Here is a 17,863-nt window from a genome sequence, read left to right as displayed (position 1 = left end):
CGCGCGGAAACTTGCCGACAATGCGCTCGAGATCGGCGAAAACGCGGTAGCGCCGCTCGGCATGGAGCTGGTCGATCGCTTCCTCGAAGAACCGCTGATAGTTCATGTCGCCTTCCCAGTTTTGCGCGGGATCATAATCATTGGCCCATTCGTCGTCCACCGGGCCTGTTTGGTCAAAATGCCACGCCCCGCCACTGTTCCTAACGATCCGGGATCGTGGCTTATTCCATTGATGTGCATCAACTTTGTTTCACTACGATGCCTTGGGCCGCTGAGACTGTTACGGACTTAACACACTGGCCTTGTATAGCCCTGCGGCGGTCTTTCCAGTAAGGCGGCATTTGAGACAGTTTCCGATAAATCTTGAATAGCGAGGATACGGAATGACGGTTTTGGTGACAGGCGGCGCCGGCTATATCGGCAGCCACATGGTCTGGGAACTGCTGGATGCCGGCGAGAGCGTCGTCGTTCTCGACCGGCTTTCCACCGGCTTCGAATGGGCGGTGGCGCCGGAAGCGAAGCTGGTCGTCGGCGATGTTGCCGACAAGGAATTGGTCGGCCAGATCATCAGGGACAATCATATCGACGCGATCATCCATTTCGCCGGTTCGATCGTGGTTCCCGAATCGGTTACCGATCCGCTCGCCTATTACGAGAACAACACCTCGAAGACCCGCACGCTGATCGAGACCGCCGTACGAGAGGGCGTGCCCAATTTCATCTTCTCATCCACCGCCGCAGTCTATGGCGGCGCCGGGCTGGAGCCGGTGCGCGAGGATGCCCGCCTGGCGCCTGAATCGCCCTACGGCCTGTCCAAGCTGATGAGCGAATGGATGCTGCGCGATGCGGCGCTGGCGCACCCCTTGCGCTACACGGCGCTGCGCTACTTCAACGTCGCCGGCGCCGATCCCAGGGGCCGCACCGGCCAGTCGACGCCGGGCGCCACCCATCTGATCAAGGTTGCCTGCGAGACCGCGCTCGGCAAGCGCCCCTTCATGCAGGTGTTCGGCACCGACTATCCGACGCCGGACGGCACCTGCATGCGCGACTACATCCATGTCAGCGACCTGGCCGCGGCGCATCGCCTGGCGCTGGAGCGGCTGCGCGCGGGGGGCACCAGCCTCGTCGCCAATTGCGGCTACAGCCACGGTTATTCCGTGCTCGAAGTCATCGACAGCGTGCGCCGCGCCTTCGGCCGGGATTTCGAGGTCAAGATGGGCGACCGCCGTCTCGGCGACGCCGCCGCCATCGTCGCCAATTCCGACCTTGCGCGCGCCGAACTCGGCTGGACCCCGCAGCGCGACGATCTCGATCAGATCGTCGCCGACGCACTCGCCTGGGAGCGCATTCTGACCAGCAAGAACTCCGCCCGGGGCTGAGCCTGGCGTCCCCAAGGGCTCGCAAGGCGCGCGGCGAAGCGCTATTGAAGGCATTCGCTGATGCGGCGTGGAGGCGCTGCGCCGCGAGGAGCTTTTGGGGGGTAGCATGAGGATAACGGTGCTCGGGGCCGGCGTTGTCGGTACGGCGGCTGCCTATTATCTGGCCGCCGACGGCCACGAGGTCACCGTCATCGAGCGCCATCCGGCGCCGGCACGCGGCACCAGCCAGTCCAATGCCGGCCTGGTCTCGCCGGGCGACGCCACCGCCTGGGCCTCGCCGGCGGCGCTGAAGACTTTCCTGCGCGCGCTCTGGAACCATGATCTCGGCATCAAGGTCAGGCTGCGCTTCGACCCCTATTTCCTCGCCTGGAGCCTGCGCTTCCTGCGCCAGTGCACGGTGGCCCGCCTGCGCGCCAACAGCCAGGTCAAATTGCGCCTGGCGCTCTATTCGCGCGACTGCATCAATGCCATCTCGGCCGACACCGGCATCCACTATGACGAGCGCAAGAACGGCATCCTCTATTTCTTCCGCTCGCAGCACAGTCTCGACACGGGCACGGGCAATTATCGCTATCTCGCCGAACACGGCCTTCCGATCGAGGTCGTGGGGCGCGACCGGCTGATCGAACTCGAACCCGGGCTCGCCGGGGTGAAGGAAAAGATCGCGGGCGGCGTCTATTCGCCGATCGACCAGACCGGGGATTCCCGGCAGTTCGTGGAAAACCTCGCCGCGTATTCGGCCGAGAAGCTCGGCGTGAAGTTTCTCTTCGGCACGACAGTCGAAGGCCTCGACATCGAAGGCGACAAGGTGCGCGCTGTGATGACCTCGGCCGGTCCGGTGACTGGCGATGCCGTGGTGATCTCGATGGGGCCGGAAAGCGGCCTGCTCGGCCGCCGCTACGGCATCGATCTGCCGGTCTATCCGGTTAAAGGCTATACAGCGACCATTCCGTTGGAGGACGCGAGCAAAGGCCCGACCATGGGCGGCGCTGACGAGGACCAGCTGATCGCTTATTCGAGGCTGGGCAACCGTTTGCGGTTGGCCTCGACCGCCGAATTCACCGGCTTCGACCGCACCCACAAGCCGAGCGACTTCGCCGCCATGTTCAGAACCGGCAAGGACCTGTTCCCCGGCGCCTTCGACGAGAAGAAGGCTGAACTCTGGGCAGGCTTGCGACCGATGATGCCGAACTCGGTACCGGTCATCGGCCAGGCGCGCTACGACAACCTCTATCTCGACACTGGCCACGGCCACGTCGGCTGGACCATGGCCTGTGGCTCCGGCAAATTCCTGGCGGGCCTCGTTGCCGGCCGCAAGCCGGAGATCGACCCGCAAGGTCTGGTCTACGGAGGCTAGGTATGTCGGGACCGCAAGTCGCCATCGACCTTGGCCGCATCGAGCGCAACGCGCGCACGATCGTCGAACGCTGTGCGTTGTCGGGCATCAAGGTGTTCGGCGTCACCAAGGGTACGTGCGGCATGCCGCAAGTGGCGCGCGCCATGCTGCGCGGCGGTGTCGCCGGCATCGCTGAGTCGCGCTTCGAAAACATCCGCCGGCTGCGCGACAGCGGCATCACGGCGCCGGTCATGCTGCTGCGCAGCCCGCCCATGGCCCGCGTCGAGGAAGTGGTGCGCACCGTCGACATCAGCCTGCAGTCGGAGCTGACCACGATCCGCGAGATATCGCGGATCGCCGCGCGCATGGGCCGCGTCCACGACATCATGCTGATGATCGATCTCGGCGATCTCAGGGAAGGTATCTGGCCTAGCGATCTGATCCCGACCGTCGAGCAGATCCTGGAATTTAGAGGTGTACGCATCGCCGGCATCGGCACCAATCTCGGCTGTTTCGGCGCCATCATGCCGACGCCGGAAAATCTCGGCCAGCTCGTCGCCCATGCCTACAAGACCGAGCGCCTGTCCGGCAAAAGCCTCGACTTGATTTCGGGGGGCGCGTCGTCATCGCTGACACTGCTGCTCGAAGGCAAGCTGCCCGCCGGCATCAACAATCTCAGGGTCGGCGAGGCGATCCTGCAAGGCGGCATCGAGACCTTCAGGGACGTGCCGTGGCCGGAACTCGAACCCGATGCCTGTCGGCTGACCAGCGACATCATCGAGGTCAAGCTCAAGCCGTCGCGGCCGATCGGCACGTCCGGCTACGACGCTTTCGGCAACCAGCCGGTTTTCCCGGACGAAGGCGACCGGCTGCGCGCCATCGCCAATATCGGCCGCGAGGACGTGCTGGTCGAAGGGCTGACGCCGATCGCAAAGGGGGTGCGCGTGCTCGGCGCCTCCAGCGACCATCTGCTGCTCGACGTCCAGGACGCCGATCCGCGCCCCGCCGTCGGCGACCGCGTGGCCTTCCGCATGAACTACGGCGCCATGCTTTTGGCAATGACCTCGGAATATGTCGAAAAAGCTCCGATGCATGACGTCGCCGATTTCTCCGGCCGCAAGATGGTGTCGATCACGGCCGAGCCTGCCGCCGCCGGCATTCTCGCCCGCGAGGGGACCGGCGCGCGGTTGGAAGCGATGAATTTCGATGTTGTCGAACTCGCCGATGTCGAGCGCCCGCCCTCAGGCCTGATCCGGCTCGCTGCTGGCGCCGACCGCCGCATCGCTCACAAGGCGCTGACGGCGACGGCGCGCGCGACGCATTCCTTCGGCCTGATCTGGATCGATTCCATTGCCGCACTAATGCCGGAGGACGAAGAGGGCAATGACCTGCCGGAAGGGTCGGTGCTGGCGCGTGTGCTGGGCCTCGATCACAAGGTGGGCGCGCTGCAGCCGCAGCTGTCGCCGGAAAATGTCGTCATCATCGGCCTGCGCCATGCCGATCCTGCCGAAGCGCGGGTGCTGAAGGATTCGCGCGTTTCGGCTTTCACGATGACTGACATCGACGCCATGGGCATGCGCGATCTCATGCATGAGGCGATCCGCATCGCCTCGTCGGGCACACAGGGCTTTCACGTCAGCTATTCGCCGACAGCCACTGAATTCGCCGGATGGGCGGCAGGCTCCGGCGGACTGACGGTGCGCGAGACGCACCAGGCGATGGAGGCGATAGCGCTGTCCGGCGGGCTGCTGTCGATGGACGTTTCGGGGATAACCACCGATCTGGAGCCCAGGATCGGCACCGACGCCGTCAACTTCGTCATGTCGGCCTTCGGCAAGCGGATCCTGTGATCAGCCCTGCGCTTCCACGGCCGCGCGCCATGCGCTGACATAGGCGGCCCAGATCGGGTCGGCCTGCGGTTCTATCCTCTCGCCCTTGCCGTGCACCGGCATCTCGTCGGATGCCAGCAGCGCCGCTCCGATGCTGGTGCCGGTGGCCGCTTCGGAAGCGATGACGGTACGTCCGGTCGCCGCGGCCAGCATGCCGACAAACAGCCGGTTGCGGGCAAAGGGTCCTTCCACGGTCGTCGGACCGTCGGCGCCGACTAGGTCGAGGCACGTCGCCGTCATCAGCGCCAGATAGAACGAGATGGCGGCGAAGCGCTCTGCCTTGCTGATGCTGTCGGCACCCAGCCATCCCGCGGCATGGTGCGGAAAAGGTCCTGATCCCTGCTGAGTCGAGGGCAAAAGCAGCATTTTTCTTGTCAGAACGGTCAGTACATCGCTGCCGCTGCAATCTTGCGGTTTGTCCTTGGTCAGCAGGGAAAACTCGCGACCACCCATGAACCGCGCCGAGGGTACCGGAGCACCAAGTGCACTGACATTGACCAGCGTATCGCGCGCCGCGTCGAGCTCTACCCCTTTGCCTCCGACCGCCATCGACACCACCCAGGTGCCGGTCGAGACGACCGAGAAGGGCGGCGCGTCGGCCAGGAGATGCGGTAGCAGCGAAGCGTTGGAATCGTGGAGCCCACAGAACACCGGTGTTTGCGGATCGAGCCCGGTCCGCGCGGCAAGCGCCGGCAGGATCGGGCCGAGCTGATCCCTGGCCGACCGCACCGGCGCCATCAGGCTGCGCCAACCCAGATGGTCGACCAGCGACGAAAAATCCGCAGCCCACGGGTTCCAAAGATCGGTGTGGCAGCCAAGCGATGTTACCTCGTTGGCAGCGATGCCGGTCAGCCGCAGCGCCCAGTATTGCGGATACATCAGCATTGCGCTGGCCCTGGCGAATTCCGAGGGAAAACGCTTCTGCTGCCAGAAGAATTGCGCGCCGAGATTGAGGCCGAGCGGCAGGCGCGGCGTGCCGGTCTCGGCGAAGGTCGGGCGGATCGCGGCATACTCCGCCGCCAGCCTGTCGGGTCCGTCGAACTCATAGTCGAGCACCGGCAGCACCAGTTCACCAGAAGCGTCGACCAGCACACCTGTCGCGCCATGGGTGGTGATCGAAATGGCGTCGATGCGCTGTTCGCGGTTGAGGCTGGCCAGGCTGTTGAGGACGAAAGTCCACAGCGCCTCGACATCATGATGCGGGTAGGGCGCCTGCCGTACAGGCGCATTGGCCATCCGGCGCAGCGCGACCTCGCTCAGCGTAACGAGATCGACCAGCGCAACCTTGGCGTTGGTCTTGCCGATGTCGATGACGGCGATATGGCGCAGCCCACTCATGCCATATGGAACACTGTTTCCAGTTGCACGGCCACCGGCTCGTTATCGGGCTTCGTTTCCATGATGTCGGCCATATGGGCCCACCAGCGCTGCATCACCAGATGTTTCGGCAGGTCGGCCATGCCATGGTCGTCGCGCCGCCACAGCACGCCGAACAGGATGTTGGTCTCATCGTCGAGATGGATCGAATAGTCGGAAACCCCGGCCTGTCTCAGCAGCGCCACCAGTGCCGGCCAGATCTCGTCGTGGCGCTTCTGGTACTCGGCCTTCATGCCGGGTTTGAGCTTCATCTTGAAGGCGTATTTCTCAGGCATCAGCTGTTACCACGCAGCCGCCGCCAGACGATCGGCAGTGCAATGACGACGATCAGCAACAGGCCGATGAAGATCGACATGACGATGCCAGGCACGTTGAGCAGGCCGAGGCCGAAGGTCACCAGCCCCATGATGAAGGCCGCGAGCACGACGCCGACAATGCTGCCGGAGCCACCGAGGATCGATACGCCGCCGAGCACAACCATGGTGATGACTTCGAGCTCATAGCCCTGCGCGATCGACGGCCGCGTCGAGCCAAGCCGCGAGGTGATCAGCACCGAGGCGATGCCTGCCATCAGCCCGGTCAGGCAGAACAGGATGAATTTGATGCGGCCGACGCGCACGCCGGAAAACTGCGCGGCAACCGCATTGTTGCCAATGGCGAAGACACGCCGGCCGAAACTGGTGCGGTGGAGGATGAACCAGTAGACGACAGCCGCTATGAGGAACAGCACCAGCTCGAACGACACCACCCACCAGACGTAACCCTGGCCGAAGAAGGCGAAGCTTTCGGGATAACCCTTGTAGGCCTGGTCGCCGAGGATGATGAAGGCGATGCCGCGAAACAGGCTCATCGTGCCGATGGTGACGACGATGGAGGGCAGGCCGAGCCTCGTCACCAGTAGCCCGTTGAAGGCGCCGCAACCGAGCCCGACGGCGATGCCGATCGCCATCAGCACCGGCGTGCCGACGCCGGCCTGCACCGCCATGCCCATCAGCGTCGAGGCCAGCGCGACAATGGCGGCGACCGACAGGTCGATCTCGCCGGAAATGATCAGCAGCGCCATGGCGAAGGCGATCAGGCCCTTCTCCGTGAAATTGAAGGTCAGGTCCGACAACGAGTAGGCATCGAGGAAATAGGGCGAGGCGAAGCTGTTGATGGCGAAGATGGCGACGGCCACCACGACCAGCAGTGCCTCCCAGGAAAAGATCGCAGAGGAGAGCGGCTTGTCGAGCCGGTCGGGAATATGGCGCGGGGCAGGGACGTCGCTCATGCCGCCTCCGCTTTTTTCAGAATAATGCGGCCTTGCTGGCGTTCGCCGCGCGCGTTGAGCACGACGGCCAGGATGATGGCGCTGCCCGAGATCGCCATCTGCCAGAAGGGCGATATGTTGATGACCGGCAGCGCGTTGGAAATGATGCCGAGGAACAGCGCGCCCAGCACCGCGCCTCCGACCGAGCCGATACCGCCGGCGATCGAAATGCCGCCGATGACACAGGCGGCGATGATGTTGAGCTCATAGCCATTTGCGACCTCGACCGAGGCGATGACATAGCGCGAGATCCAGAGATAGCCGGAGAGGCCACCGATCATGCCTGAGATGCAGAAGACGATGAACTTGGTGCGGCCGACATCGATGCCGGCATAGACCGACGCTGTCGGATTGACGCCGATGGCGTAGATCGAGCGGCCGAGCGCGGTGCGCGTCATCACGAGGAAGAACAGCGCGATGACCAGGATGGCGATCCAGGACAGAACCGGGATACCAAGGAAAGCTGCACGCTGGAAGCCGATGAACTCCGGGCTCATCTTGTCGGCATTGACCCAGGCGCCACCGGACAGGACGAAGGTGGCGCCGCGATAGATGGTGAGCGTGCCCAGTGTCACCACGATCGACGGGATGTTCAGCCGCCAGACCAGCAGGCCGTTGATGGCGCCGAGCACCAGCCCGACGGCGAGCGCAATGACGATCAGCAGCGGGATCGGGATCGCCGGATGCGCCGCATTCAGCATCGCCACCACCATGCCGGTGAAACAGAGATTGGAGGCCATCGACAGGTCGATCGAGCGCGTCAGGATGACCACCATCTGTCCCAGCGCCAGGATCATCAGGATCGACGTGTCGTTGAACACCTGGCCGAGATTGCCGGGATCGGCAAAGCCCGGGAAGCGCGTCGAGATCAGCCCGATCAACACGACGATGGCCGCCCCCAGCCAGATCTCGCGGTACTTCAGAAACGCCTTCATGCCGCGATCCCCGCTGCCGTCCGGACCAGCGTCTCGGCATCAAGGCCCCTATTGTCGTAGACCGCCGCGACAAGGCCTTCACGCATGACGACGACGCGATCGGACATGCCGAGGATTTCGGGTAGTTCGGACGAAACCATGATCACCGACAGGCCTTGCGCCACCAGCTCGGCCATGAACCCGTGCACGGCGGCCTTGGAGCCGATGTCGATGCCCTTGGTCGGCTCGTCCAGGATGATCACCTTGGGCGCGGTCGCCAGCCATTTGGCGATGACGATCTTCTGCTGGTTGCCGCCTGACAGCGTGCCGACATCCTGGCTGAGCGAGGACGCCCTGAGGTCGAGCCGCTCGGTGTAGGAGCGGGCGAGCGAAAACTCCTCGGCCAGTCGCAGCAGGCCGGATTTCGACGTACGCTTGAGCGAAGGCAGCGAGACATTCTGGAAGATGGGCAGGCCGATCACCACGCCCTGCTTGCCGCGCTCTTCGGGCACATAGACGATGCCGGCCTCGATCGAATCCGCCGCCGATTTCGGCGCGATCGCCTTGCCTTCCAGCGTGATCGTTCCGCCCGATATGCGGGTAATGCCTGAAATCGCCTGCATCACCTCGCTGCGGCCTGCGCCGACAAGGCCGTAGAAGCCGAGGATCTCGCCCTTATGCAGCTCGAAGCTGATATCGTTGAATTCGGTCGGATGCGACAGGCCCGAGACCGACAGCACCGGCCTACCGATCTCCGCCTTGCGCTGCGGAAAGATGTGGTCGACGGAGCGGCCGACCATCATGCGCACGATCTGGCTCTGGCCGGCATCCTTGATCAGCCCTTCGCCGACCATCTCGCCGTCGCGAAACACAGTGTAGCGGTCGGCGATCCGGTAGATCTCGTCGAACTTGTGGCTGATGAACAGGATCGCCTTGCCTTCCTCCTTGAGGAATTCGATGAGCAAAAACAGCTCCTCGATTTCCTTCATCGAAAGGGCTGCGGTCGGCTCGTCCATGATGACGATCTGCGCATCGATCGACATGGCGCGCGCCACCGCGACCAGGTGCTTGTTGGCAATGCCGAGGTCCTTCAGTCGCGCATCGGCGTCGATATGGCCGGCATGCATGGTGTCGAGCACTTCGTGCGCATTCTTGCGCATCATGCGCCAGTCGATGGTGCCGAAGTGTGTGCGCGGCGCATGACCGAGAAAGATGTTTTCGGCGACCGTCAAATCGTCGAACAGCACGGTTTCCTGATGGATGGCGGTGACGCCATGGCCGAAGGCGGCATGCGCGCTGGGTAGAGTGACGGCCTGGCCGTCAATGCTGATCGTGCCTGCGTCGGGCTGGTAGATGCCGGTCATGATCTTGACCAGCGTCGACTTGCCGGCGCCGTTCTCGCCGATCAGCGCCGTTACCTGGCCGGGGTAGAGCGACAGGCTGACATTGTGCAGCGCGCGCACGCCAGGGAAGCTCTTGGAGACGCCGGACAGCGTCAGGCGCGGGGCAGGAGCCGCGGGCTCCTCCTTCACCGTGCCGTGCTGGGCTGTCGTGTCCATATCTGTATCAAGCCCTGAAACAAGGTCGGTTTAAAGCGCGGCAGGATTTTGGTCCCGCCGCGCCAGGGTCGAAGGACGCCAGGATCAATAGATCTTGGAGAATTTTTCGATGTTGGTCTTGTCGAACTGGAAGGGCGGAGCCATCGCAGCCGAGTTCGTGTCGTCGAGCGTGACCTTGCCGACACGGCCGATCGACAGCGTGGCGCCCGGCTTGGCCTCTTCCTTCTTCACCGCCAGATCATGGGCGAGGTAGACGGCGGAGTAGCCGAGGTCGATCGGGTTCCACAGTGCAACCGCCTGGCTGGAGCCGTTGTCGATGAATTTCTTGAACTCGGACGGCAGCGCGAGACCCGTGACATTGACCTTGCCGATCAGATTCGCGTCGGTAACGACCTGGGCGGCGGCAACGACGCCGACGGTGGTCGGCGCGATGATCGCCTTGAGGTTCGGATAGGACTTCAACAGGCCCTTGGCTTCATCCGTGCTCTTGGCCGAATCGTCATCGCCATAGACGGTGGCGACGAGTTTGATCTTGGGGAACTTCTCCGGCAGGATTTTTTTGGCCGCGTCGATCCAGGCGTTCTGGTTGGTTGCGGTGGACGAAGCCGACAGGATGGCGACTTCGCCGCCTTCCGGCAGATAGTCGGCGGCCAGCTTGATGATGGTCTCGCCGATCAGGCCGGTGTCGGACGGGTTGAGATGCAGCTGGCGGCCTTCCTTGGCGACGCCGGAATCCCACGAGATGACGGTGATGCCGCGCTCCATGGCCTTCTTCAGCACCGGCACCAGCGCGTCGGCGTCATTGGCCGAAATGGCGATGGCGTTGACCTTCTGCGCGATCAGCGAATTGACCACTTCGATCTGCGCTTCGGCGGTCGCCTTGGTCGGGCCGGTGTAGATGATGTCGACGTCGCCAAGTTCCTTGGCCGCCTCTTCGGCGCCCTTGTTGGCGGCGTCAAAAAAGCCGTTGCCGAGCGACTTCACCACCAGCGCGATCTTGACGTTCTCGGCATAGGCGGCATTCACGAACATGGCGGCCGAGAACGCGGCCGTCACCATCAATTTCTTCAAAAAGCTCATCTGATATTCCTCCCTTGAGCGTTGCATTCCATCGTCGCTGCGGGCGTGAGGTCGGCCTCAGGCTTGCAGCGAAGATTCTTCCTTTGCCGACCTGCGGGCGACGATCAGTGTCACCCCCGCGGCCTCCAGCATGTTGGCTTCCCGATCCTCGATACCGTCATCGGTGATGACGGTGGCGATGCGCTTGAGCCCGCACAGGATCAGGCTCGAGCGTTGGCGGAACTTCGAGGAGTCGACCAGCACCACCAGCTCGTCGGCCTGGTCGATCAGTTTCTGCTCCGCCTGGATCAGCAGCGGATCGCCTTCCATCAGGCCGAGCGGGCCGAGCCCCTGCGCGCCCATGAACATGCGGCGCGCATAGAAATTGCGCGTCACGTCATTGTCGAAGGGCGACAGGACGATGTTCTGCTCGCGATAGATCGTGCCGCCCGACAGCATCACGGTGTTCTTGGAGTGCTTGAGCAGATGCTCGGCGATCGGAAACGAATTGGTGAAGATCGGCATGCGGCGGCCGGTCAGAAAATGCACCATCTGGAAAGTCGTGGTGCCGCCATTGATGATGATCGGTTCGCCGTCTGTGCACAATTCCACCGCCTCGCGCGCAATCGCCCGCTTCTGCGAAGCATTGAGCGTTTCATTGACGGAGAAGGGCCGGCCGGCGAGGCCGATGAACTGCGGCGGCGAGATCGCCTCGGCGCCGCCGCGCACCCGGCGCAGGCGTTTTTGCACATGAAGCGCCGCGATATCGCGCCGGATCGTCGCCTCGGAGGAGTCCGTCAGGTCGACCATCTCCTGCACCGTCACCACAGGCTTTTCCTGGACGGCGGACAGAATGATCCTGTGGCGCTCTTTTTCGTGCATGGTTCCTCCCTGCATGGTCATGAGGCACTAGAAAACAACCAGTGTCAATCATTTCCGATCATACAATTTCATTGTGCAGTGCAATATGATCGATATTGATCGTTTGTGATTGACAAGCAGCGTGCTTGCGTAGACATTTCCGGCAAAACGGACTGCGCTTTTTTGCGTCCCAGGGAGGATAATCATGCTCGACAAGCGCTCCGGCTCGCGCCTTGCCAATCTGTGGGACGACGCCAAGGCCAAGGGGCTGAGCGAGCCTGAGCTTCTGGTTTATCGCTCGAACACGCTCGGCTCCGACAAGCGTGTCACCAACTATGGCGGCGGCAACACTTCATCGAAAATCTGGCAGAAAGACCCGCTCACCGGCGATGACGTCGAAGTGCTCTGGGTCAAGGGCTCGGGCGGCGACAGCGCCTCGATCAAGCTTGACGGCTTCGCCACCCTTCACATGGACAAGCTCCGCGCGCTGAAGGGCCTCTATCGCGGTGTCGCGCACGAGGACGAGATGGTGGGTTATCTCCCCCACTGCACCTTCAACCTCAATCCGCGCGCGGCCTCGATCGACACGCCGCTGCATGCCTATGTGCCGAAGCCGTTCGTTGACCACATGCATCCCGATGCGATCATCGCCGTCGCTGCCGCGAAGGACTCCAAAGCGCTGACCAAGGAAATCTTCGGCGACGCCATTGGCTGGCTGCCATGGAAGCGGCCTGGCTTCGAACTTGGCCTGTGGCTGGAGAAATTCTGCGTCGAACATCCCGAGGCCAAGGGCGTCATTCTCGAGAGCCACGGGCTGTTCACCTGGGGCGATACCCCTAAGGAATGCTATGAGACGACGATCTCTGTCATCAATCAGGCGATCGAGTGGTTTGAGCGCCGTTCCGAGGGCCTGGCCATCTTCGGCGGCGAAGTCGTCAAATCGCTTGATGCCACTGAGCGCCGCGCCATCGCGGCAAAGCTGATGCCGAGGATCCGCGGCCTGATTTCGGAAAAGAGCCACAAGCTCGGCCATTTCGACGACCAGCCCGCCGTGCTCGAATTTGTCAACTCCAGGGATTTGCGTCCGCTGGCCGCACTCGGCACCTCATGCCCCGACCATTTCCTGCGCACAAAAATCCGGCCGCTGGTGATCGAGTTCGATCCCGCGAAACCCGATGTCGATGCCGTCATCGCGCGCCTTGCCGATGACATTGCCGAATACCGTGTCGGCTACCAGGCCTATTACGACAGCTGCAAGCACCCTGACTCGCCCGCCATCCGCGATCCCAACGCTGTCGTCTATTTGATGCCCGGCGTCGGCATGTTCACCTTCGCCGGCGACAAGGCGACAGCCCGCATCTCCGGCGAATTCTACGTCAATGCCATCAACGTCATGCGCGGCGCCTCCACCGTCTCGTCCTATGTTGGCCTCCCCGCACAGGAGGCCTTCGACATCGAATACTGGCTGCTCGAGGATCTGAAGCTGCAGCGCATGCCGAAGCCGAAATCGCTCGCCGGCCAGATCGCACTGGTCACCGGCGGCGCCGGTGGCATTGGCCGGGCCACCGCCAACCGGCTGCTGCGCGAAGGCGCCTGCGTCGTGCTGGCCGACATCGATGAGACCGCACTTGCCAGCGCCAATGAGGAACTCGCGAAAGCCTATGGCAAGGACTTCGTCCGGCCGGTTCTGATCAACGTCACCGCTGAGGAGCAGGTCGTCGCCGGCTTTGCCGAAACGGCGGTCGAATTCGGCGGCATTGATATTCTCGTCTCCAACGCAGGTCTCGCCTCCTCGGCGCCAATCGAAGAGACCACGCTGGCGCTGTGGAACAAGAACATGGACATACTGTCAACCGGCTATTTCCTGGTCTCGCGGGAAGCCTTCCGGCTGTTCCGCGCCCAGAAGATCGGCGGCAACGTCGTCTTCGTCGCCTCCAAGAACGGCCTTGCCGCTTCACCCAACGCCGCCGCCTACTGCACCGCCAAGGCGGCCGAAATCCATCTCGCGCGCTGCCTGGCGCTGGAAGGCGCGGAGGCGCAGATCAGGGTCAACGTCGTCAATCCGGACGCCGTGCTGCGCGGCTCGAAAATCTGGACTGGCGAGTGGAAGGAACAGCGCGCCGCCGCCTACAAGATGTCGACCGACGATCTCGAGGAACACTACCGCTCGCGCTCGATGCTGAAGCGCTCCGTCTTCCCCGAGGATATCGCCGAGGCGATCTATTTCCTGGCCTCCGACATGTCGGCCAAGTCCACCGGCAACATCATCAATGTCGACGCCGGCAACGCGCAGAGTTTTACGCGCTAAGCTTTCCTTCTCCCCGTTCTACGGGGAGAAGGTGCCCGAAGGGCGGATGAGGGGCGGCGCCAGCCGTGCGAGTACCGGGAGGAACAGCAGTGTCCGAATTGATCATCTCCGCCGACATCGTCGCCAGCAGTAACGCCGCGCGCAAGGCTGACCTTGAGCGTGACTATGCCTCGCTCGGCGAGCGCCTCGACCGACGCGGCATCGCCATCGATGCCATCAGGGACAAGGTCGAGAAATTCGCGGTCGCCATCCCGTCCTGGGGTGTCGGCACCGGCGGCACCCGCTTTGCCCGCTTTCCTGGCGCCGGCGAGCCGCGCGATATCTTCGACAAGATCGAGGATTGCGCCGTCATCAGCCAGCTGACGCAGGCGACGCCGACCGTCTCCTTGCACATTCCGTGGGACAAGGCCGATCCGAACCGGCTGAAGCAGGCGGCCTCGCGCTTCGGCCTCGGCTTCGATGCCATGAACTCCAACACCTTTTCGGATGCGAAAGACGAGGCGCTGTCCTACAAATTCGGCTCGCTGTCGCATGCCGATGCCGGCACCCGCCGCCAAGCGGTCGAGCATAATCTCGAATGCATCGAGATCGGCAAGACGCTGGGGTCCAAGGCCCTGACGGTGTGGATCGGCGACGGCTCGAACTTTCCCGGCCAGGTCAATTTCGCAAAGGCTTTCGAGCGCTATCTCGACGCGATGAAAGAGGTCTATGCCGGGCTGCCTGCCGACTGGAAGCTGTTCACCGAGCACAAGATGTACGAGCCGGCCTTTTATTCCACGGTCGTGCAGGACTGGGGCACCAACTACATGATCGCCAAGGAGCTGGGCGACAAGGCGTTCTGCCTGGTCGACCTCGGCCACCATGCGCCCAACGTCAACATCGAGATGATCGTGTCGCGGCTGATCCAGTTCAAGAAACTTGGTGGCTTCCACTTCAACGATTCCAAATATGGCGACGACGACCTCGATGCGGGCTCGATCGATCCCTACCGGCTGTTCCTGGTCTTCAACGAACTGGTCGATGCAGAACTCTCTGGCGCCGAGGGTTTCGATCCCGCCCACATGCTTGACCAGAGCCACAACGTCACCGACCCGATCGAGAGCCTGATGCTGTCGGCGGTCGAGGTGCAGCGCGCCTATGCGCAGGCGTTGCTGGTCGACCGCAAGGCCCTGGAAGGTTTCCAGGACTTGAATGATGCGCTGATGGCGACGCAGGCCCTGAAAGCCGCCTACCGCACCGATGTCGAGCCGATCCTGGCCATGGCGCGGCTGAAAACCGGCGGCGCCATCGATCCCGTCGTCGCATTCCGCGCGGCGGGCTACCGCGCCAAGGTCGCGGCCGAGCGGCCTGTCGTTGCTGGCGGCAGCGGCGGTATCGTCTGACAGGCAGACATCCTAATTGATCTGGTCCAGCGCCATTGGCGGTGGACTTGGCGGCTTTGAGGGTCTTTCCTAGGCGCACCCAACGCCAGGAGCACCGCCATGCCCTTGACCCGCCGGACGCTGATTGGTGCCACCCTTTCGCTCGCTATAGCGCTGACGCCATCCGCAGCCGTCTTCGCTGCTTCCCCGCAACCGTCCAAGGGTGAGCACGGAATGGTGGTCACCGCCCAGCATTTCGCGTCGGAAGCCGGCGTCGAGGTGCTGAAGAAGGGCGGCAACGCTGTCGATGCGGCGGTCGCCGTGGGCTATGCGCTCGCGGTCCTCTACCCTAATGCCGGCAATATCGGCGGCGGGGGGTTCATGACCATCCGCTTCAAGGACGGCAAATCGACCTTCCTCGATTTCCGCGAGCGCGCGCCGCTGGCGGCAACCAAGACCATGTATCTCGACAAGGACGGCAAGCCGGTGAAGGGCGCCAGCCTCGATGGCTATCTCGCGGTCGGCGTGCCCGGTTCCGTGGCAGGTTTCGAGATGGCGCGCGAAAAATACGGCACGCTGCCACGCCAGGATTTGATGGCGCCGGCAATTGCCTATGCCAAGGATGGCTTCGTCCTTAACCAGGGCGACGCTGCCACATTCGCAAGCAATGCCGATAGGCTGGCGAAGGACCCTGCCGCGGCCGCTATCTTCCTGAAGCCCGACGGCAAGCCCTATGGTGCCGGCGAGCGTCTCCTCCAGCCCGATCTTGCAGCCTCGCTCGCCGCCATTTCCGAAAAAGGCGCGGATGCCTTCTACAAAGGCGCCATCGCCGATGCCATCGTCAAGGCAAGTGGCGCCAAGGGCGGCATTCTCGCCAAGGCCGATTTCGAACAGTATGCGGTGCGCGAACTCAAGCCGGTAACCTGCACCTATCGCGGCTACGAGATCACGTCCTCGCCGCCGCCAAGCTCGGGCGGCGTCATCATCTGCGAAATCCTCAATGTGCTTGAACTCTATCCGCTGTCCTATCTCGGTGCCGGTTCGGCCGAAACGGTGCATGTCATGGTCGAGGCAATGCGGCACGCCTATGTCGACCGCAACTCGGCGCTTGGGGATCCCGATTTCGTCGACAATCCCGTCTCGAAACTGCTCGACAAGGGGTACGCCAGGGACATCCGCGACAAGATCGATCCGTTCCGGGCGGGCGTCTCACAGAACCTGATGCCGAAGGGCTTTGGCGAGTCGAAAGAGACGACGCATTACTCGATCATCGACAATGACGGCAACGCGGTCGCCGTCACCTATACGCTGAACGGCTCGTTCGGCGCCGGCGTCGTCGCCGATGGCACCGGCATCCTGCTCAACAACGAGATGGACGATTTCACCCAGAAGCCCGGCGTGCCCAACCTGTACGGCCTGGTCCAGGGCGAGGCGAATGCGATCCAGCCAAAGAAGACGCCGCTGTCGTCGATGAGCCCGACCATCGTCGCCAAGGACGGCAAGCCGTTCATGGTCATCGGCAGCCCCGGCGGCTCGCGCATCATCACCATCACGCTGGAAGCCATCGTCAACGTCATCGACCACGGCATGAACATCCAGGAGGCGATCGACGCGCCGCGCATCCACCATCAATGGCTGCCCGATACGGTCTATGTCGAACCGTTCGGCCTGTCGCCCGACACCGAAAAACTGCTGGCCGGCATGGGCTACCACCTCGATCCTGCTGTTTCGACCTGGGGGCAGGCGGCCGGCATTCTCGTCGGCGGCAAGAGCCTTGCAGAAATCGAGAAGGGCGGCGGCGCCCGCTACAACGGCGCCATCGACAGCCGCGCCGCATCCGGCGAGGCTCTGGGATACTAGAGCTGTTCAGCGTTTCAAGGAATCGCGGACCCGCTCTAACTCTTTGTTTTTACGCAATTCCTCTAGGGAAAGCGCTACGCGCTTTTCCCGGGAAAACCGTTACGCACTTTTCCTGGAATTGCTCTAGATCATGGTCGAACGAAGATCGATCAAAGGACGAGTGTGAGGGTCGATCCCACCAGCATCAGTGCCGCGATGCCAACGAACAGCGCGTAGATGCGCGGCCGGTCGAGCAGCAGCGCATTGCCCGATATCCAGGCGGCGGTCGCGCCGCCGAGCGCAAACAGGAAGCCGTTGCGGTGGCCGAAGGCCATGGAGGCGGCCATCAGCCCGCCAATGATCAGCGCGCCGAAGACGATGATCACGGCGACGGCGTATCTCTCGAAGTCGTTGCCGGCACCCATGGCCGGGCCGATCGCGTTCAAATTCGGCAGATCGTCCGGATCGAAGGAATTGGTCGACCCATACTCATCTTGACCGACAGGTTCTCGCATCACTCATTCTCCGCTGACCGGCAACAAATCATCAACATCTGGCGAGCGCAACCGGATCGTGCCTTGCCGAAGGCGGCCGATGCGGTGTTCAACACCTTCTGATGCCGACTTGCCACGGTTTTTTCGGGCCGGCTTCAAATTTAGCGTCCTTTCGAAC

The 17,863-nt window shown here is 63.0% G+C and carries 14 protein-coding genes; 6 read left to right on the top strand and 8 right to left on the bottom strand.

Annotated elements, in window-relative coordinates:
• Positions 1-383: 383 nt before the first annotated feature.
• The 3 genes from galE to ACWGTO_RS29930 all read left to right on the top strand — a co-directional run bounded on the left by galE (position 384) and on the right by ACWGTO_RS29930 (position 4,565).
• A complete protein-coding gene (gene galE, locus ACWGTO_RS29940; protein WP_454578388.1) occupies positions 384-1,379 on the top strand; it encodes a UDP-glucose 4-epimerase GalE in 996 nt (331 codons plus the stop codon).
• A gap of 106 nt (positions 1,380-1,485) precedes the next feature.
• Positions 1,486-2,736, top strand: a complete 1,251-nt coding sequence (locus ACWGTO_RS29935; RefSeq protein ID WP_454578387.1) for a D-amino acid dehydrogenase — start codon at positions 1,486-1,488, stop codon at positions 2,734-2,736.
• Positions 2,737-2,738: 2 nt separating this feature from the next.
• Complete coding sequence (locus ACWGTO_RS29930; RefSeq protein WP_454578386.1) at positions 2,739-4,565, top strand: alanine racemase; 1,827 nt, start codon at positions 2,739-2,741, stop codon at positions 4,563-4,565.
• On the opposite strand, the gene ACWGTO_RS29925 is transcribed toward ACWGTO_RS29930, so the two are convergent.
• The 7 genes from ACWGTO_RS29925 to ACWGTO_RS29895 form a co-directional block, all read right to left on the bottom strand.
• On the bottom strand, positions 4,566-5,942 hold the full coding sequence (locus tag ACWGTO_RS29925; RefSeq protein WP_454578385.1) for an FGGY-family carbohydrate kinase: 1,377 nt from the start codon (positions 5,940-5,942) through the stop codon (positions 4,566-4,568).
• The gene (gene rhaM, locus ACWGTO_RS29920) at positions 5,939-6,256 is read right to left on the bottom strand and encodes an L-rhamnose mutarotase (protein WP_454578384.1); all 318 of its coding nucleotides are present in this window, start codon (positions 6,254-6,256) and stop codon (positions 5,939-5,941) included. The genes ACWGTO_RS29925 and rhaM overlap by 4 nt, the downstream gene beginning before the upstream one ends.
• On the bottom strand, positions 6,256-7,251 hold the full coding sequence (locus ACWGTO_RS29915) for an ABC transporter permease (protein ID WP_454578383.1): 996 nt from the start codon (positions 7,249-7,251) through the stop codon (positions 6,256-6,258). Before ACWGTO_RS29915 ends, rhaM begins: the two co-directional genes overlap by 1 nt.
• Complete coding sequence (locus ACWGTO_RS29910) at positions 7,248-8,225, bottom strand: ABC transporter permease (RefSeq protein ID WP_454578382.1); 978 nt, start codon at positions 8,223-8,225, stop codon at positions 7,248-7,250. The genes ACWGTO_RS29915 and ACWGTO_RS29910 overlap by 4 nt, the downstream gene beginning before the upstream one ends.
• The gene (locus ACWGTO_RS29905; protein ID WP_454578381.1) at positions 8,222-9,763 is read right to left on the bottom strand and encodes a sugar ABC transporter ATP-binding protein; all 1,542 of its coding nucleotides are present in this window, start codon (positions 9,761-9,763) and stop codon (positions 8,222-8,224) included. Before ACWGTO_RS29905 ends, ACWGTO_RS29910 begins: the two co-directional genes overlap by 4 nt.
• An 84-nt stretch (positions 9,764-9,847) precedes the next feature.
• The gene (rhaS, locus tag ACWGTO_RS29900; protein ID WP_454578380.1) at positions 9,848-10,843 is read right to left on the bottom strand and encodes a rhamnose ABC transporter substrate-binding protein; all 996 of its coding nucleotides are present in this window, start codon (positions 10,841-10,843) and stop codon (positions 9,848-9,850) included.
• A gap of 57 nt (positions 10,844-10,900) precedes the next feature.
• Entirely contained in the window at positions 10,901-11,704 is an 804-nt protein-coding gene (locus ACWGTO_RS29895) for a DeoR/GlpR family DNA-binding transcription regulator (RefSeq protein ID WP_454578379.1), read from the bottom strand.
• Between the two features lie 184 nt (positions 11,705-11,888).
• On the opposite strand from ACWGTO_RS29895, the gene ACWGTO_RS29890 reads away from it, so the two are divergent.
• From ACWGTO_RS29890 to ggt, 3 genes are all read left to right on the top strand, one after another.
• Complete coding sequence (locus tag ACWGTO_RS29890; protein ID WP_454578378.1) at positions 11,889-13,991, top strand: bifunctional rhamnulose-1-phosphate aldolase/short-chain dehydrogenase; 2,103 nt, start codon at positions 11,889-11,891, stop codon at positions 13,989-13,991.
• An 89-nt stretch (positions 13,992-14,080) separates the two neighbouring features.
• Positions 14,081-15,373: an L-rhamnose catabolism isomerase gene (gene rhaI / locus ACWGTO_RS29885; RefSeq protein WP_454578377.1), complete on the top strand. Its 1,293-nt coding sequence runs from the start codon at positions 14,081-14,083 to the stop codon at positions 15,371-15,373.
• Between the two features lie 99 nt (positions 15,374-15,472).
• Complete coding sequence (gene ggt / locus ACWGTO_RS29880) at positions 15,473-17,212, top strand: gamma-glutamyltransferase (RefSeq protein ID WP_454578376.1); 1,740 nt, start codon at positions 15,473-15,475, stop codon at positions 17,210-17,212.
• Between the two features lie 149 nt (positions 17,213-17,361).
• Here the strand turns inward: ggt and ACWGTO_RS29875 are convergent, their stop codons facing one another.
• Entirely contained in the window at positions 17,362-17,706 is a 345-nt protein-coding gene (locus tag ACWGTO_RS29875) for a hypothetical protein (protein WP_454578375.1), read from the bottom strand.
• Positions 17,707-17,863 lie beyond the last annotated feature (157 nt).

Source organism: Mesorhizobium sp. PL10 (genome assembly GCF_053714315.1).
This window is presented reverse-complemented; position numbering and strand designations above follow the sequence as displayed.

Excerpts from the sequence above, each read along its gene's own strand:
- galE (WP_454578388.1), top strand. The coding sequence starts at position 384 with ATGACGGTTTTGGTGACAGGCGGCGCCGGCTATATCGGCAGCCACATG.
- ACWGTO_RS29935 (WP_454578387.1), top strand. The coding sequence starts at position 1,486 with ATGAGGATAACGGTGCTCGGGGCCGGCGTTGTCGGTACGGCGGCTGCC.
- ACWGTO_RS29930 (WP_454578386.1), top strand. The coding sequence starts at position 2,739 with ATGTCGGGACCGCAAGTCGCCATCGACCTTGGCCGCATCGAGCGCAAC.
- ACWGTO_RS29925 (WP_454578385.1), bottom strand. The coding sequence starts at position 5,942 with ATGAGTGGGCTGCGCCATATCGCCGTCATCGACATCGGCAAGACCAAC.
- rhaM (WP_454578384.1), bottom strand. The coding sequence starts at position 6,256 with ATGCCTGAGAAATACGCCTTCAAGATGAAGCTCAAACCCGGCATGAAG.
- ACWGTO_RS29915 (WP_454578383.1), bottom strand. The coding sequence starts at position 7,251 with ATGAGCGACGTCCCTGCCCCGCGCCATATTCCCGACCGGCTCGACAAG.
- ACWGTO_RS29910 (WP_454578382.1), bottom strand. The coding sequence starts at position 8,225 with ATGAAGGCGTTTCTGAAGTACCGCGAGATCTGGCTGGGGGCGGCCATC.
- ACWGTO_RS29905 (WP_454578381.1), bottom strand. The coding sequence starts at position 9,763 with ATGGACACGACAGCCCAGCACGGCACGGTGAAGGAGGAGCCCGCGGCT.
- rhaS (WP_454578380.1), bottom strand. The coding sequence starts at position 10,843 with ATGAGCTTTTTGAAGAAATTGATGGTGACGGCCGCGTTCTCGGCCGCC.
- ACWGTO_RS29895 (WP_454578379.1), bottom strand. The coding sequence starts at position 11,704 with ATGCACGAAAAAGAGCGCCACAGGATCATTCTGTCCGCCGTCCAGGAA.
- ACWGTO_RS29890 (WP_454578378.1), top strand. The coding sequence starts at position 11,889 with ATGCTCGACAAGCGCTCCGGCTCGCGCCTTGCCAATCTGTGGGACGAC.
- ggt (WP_454578376.1), top strand. The coding sequence starts at position 15,473 with ATGCCCTTGACCCGCCGGACGCTGATTGGTGCCACCCTTTCGCTCGCT.
- ACWGTO_RS29875 (WP_454578375.1), bottom strand. The coding sequence starts at position 17,706 with ATGCGAGAACCTGTCGGTCAAGATGAGTATGGGTCGACCAATTCCTTC.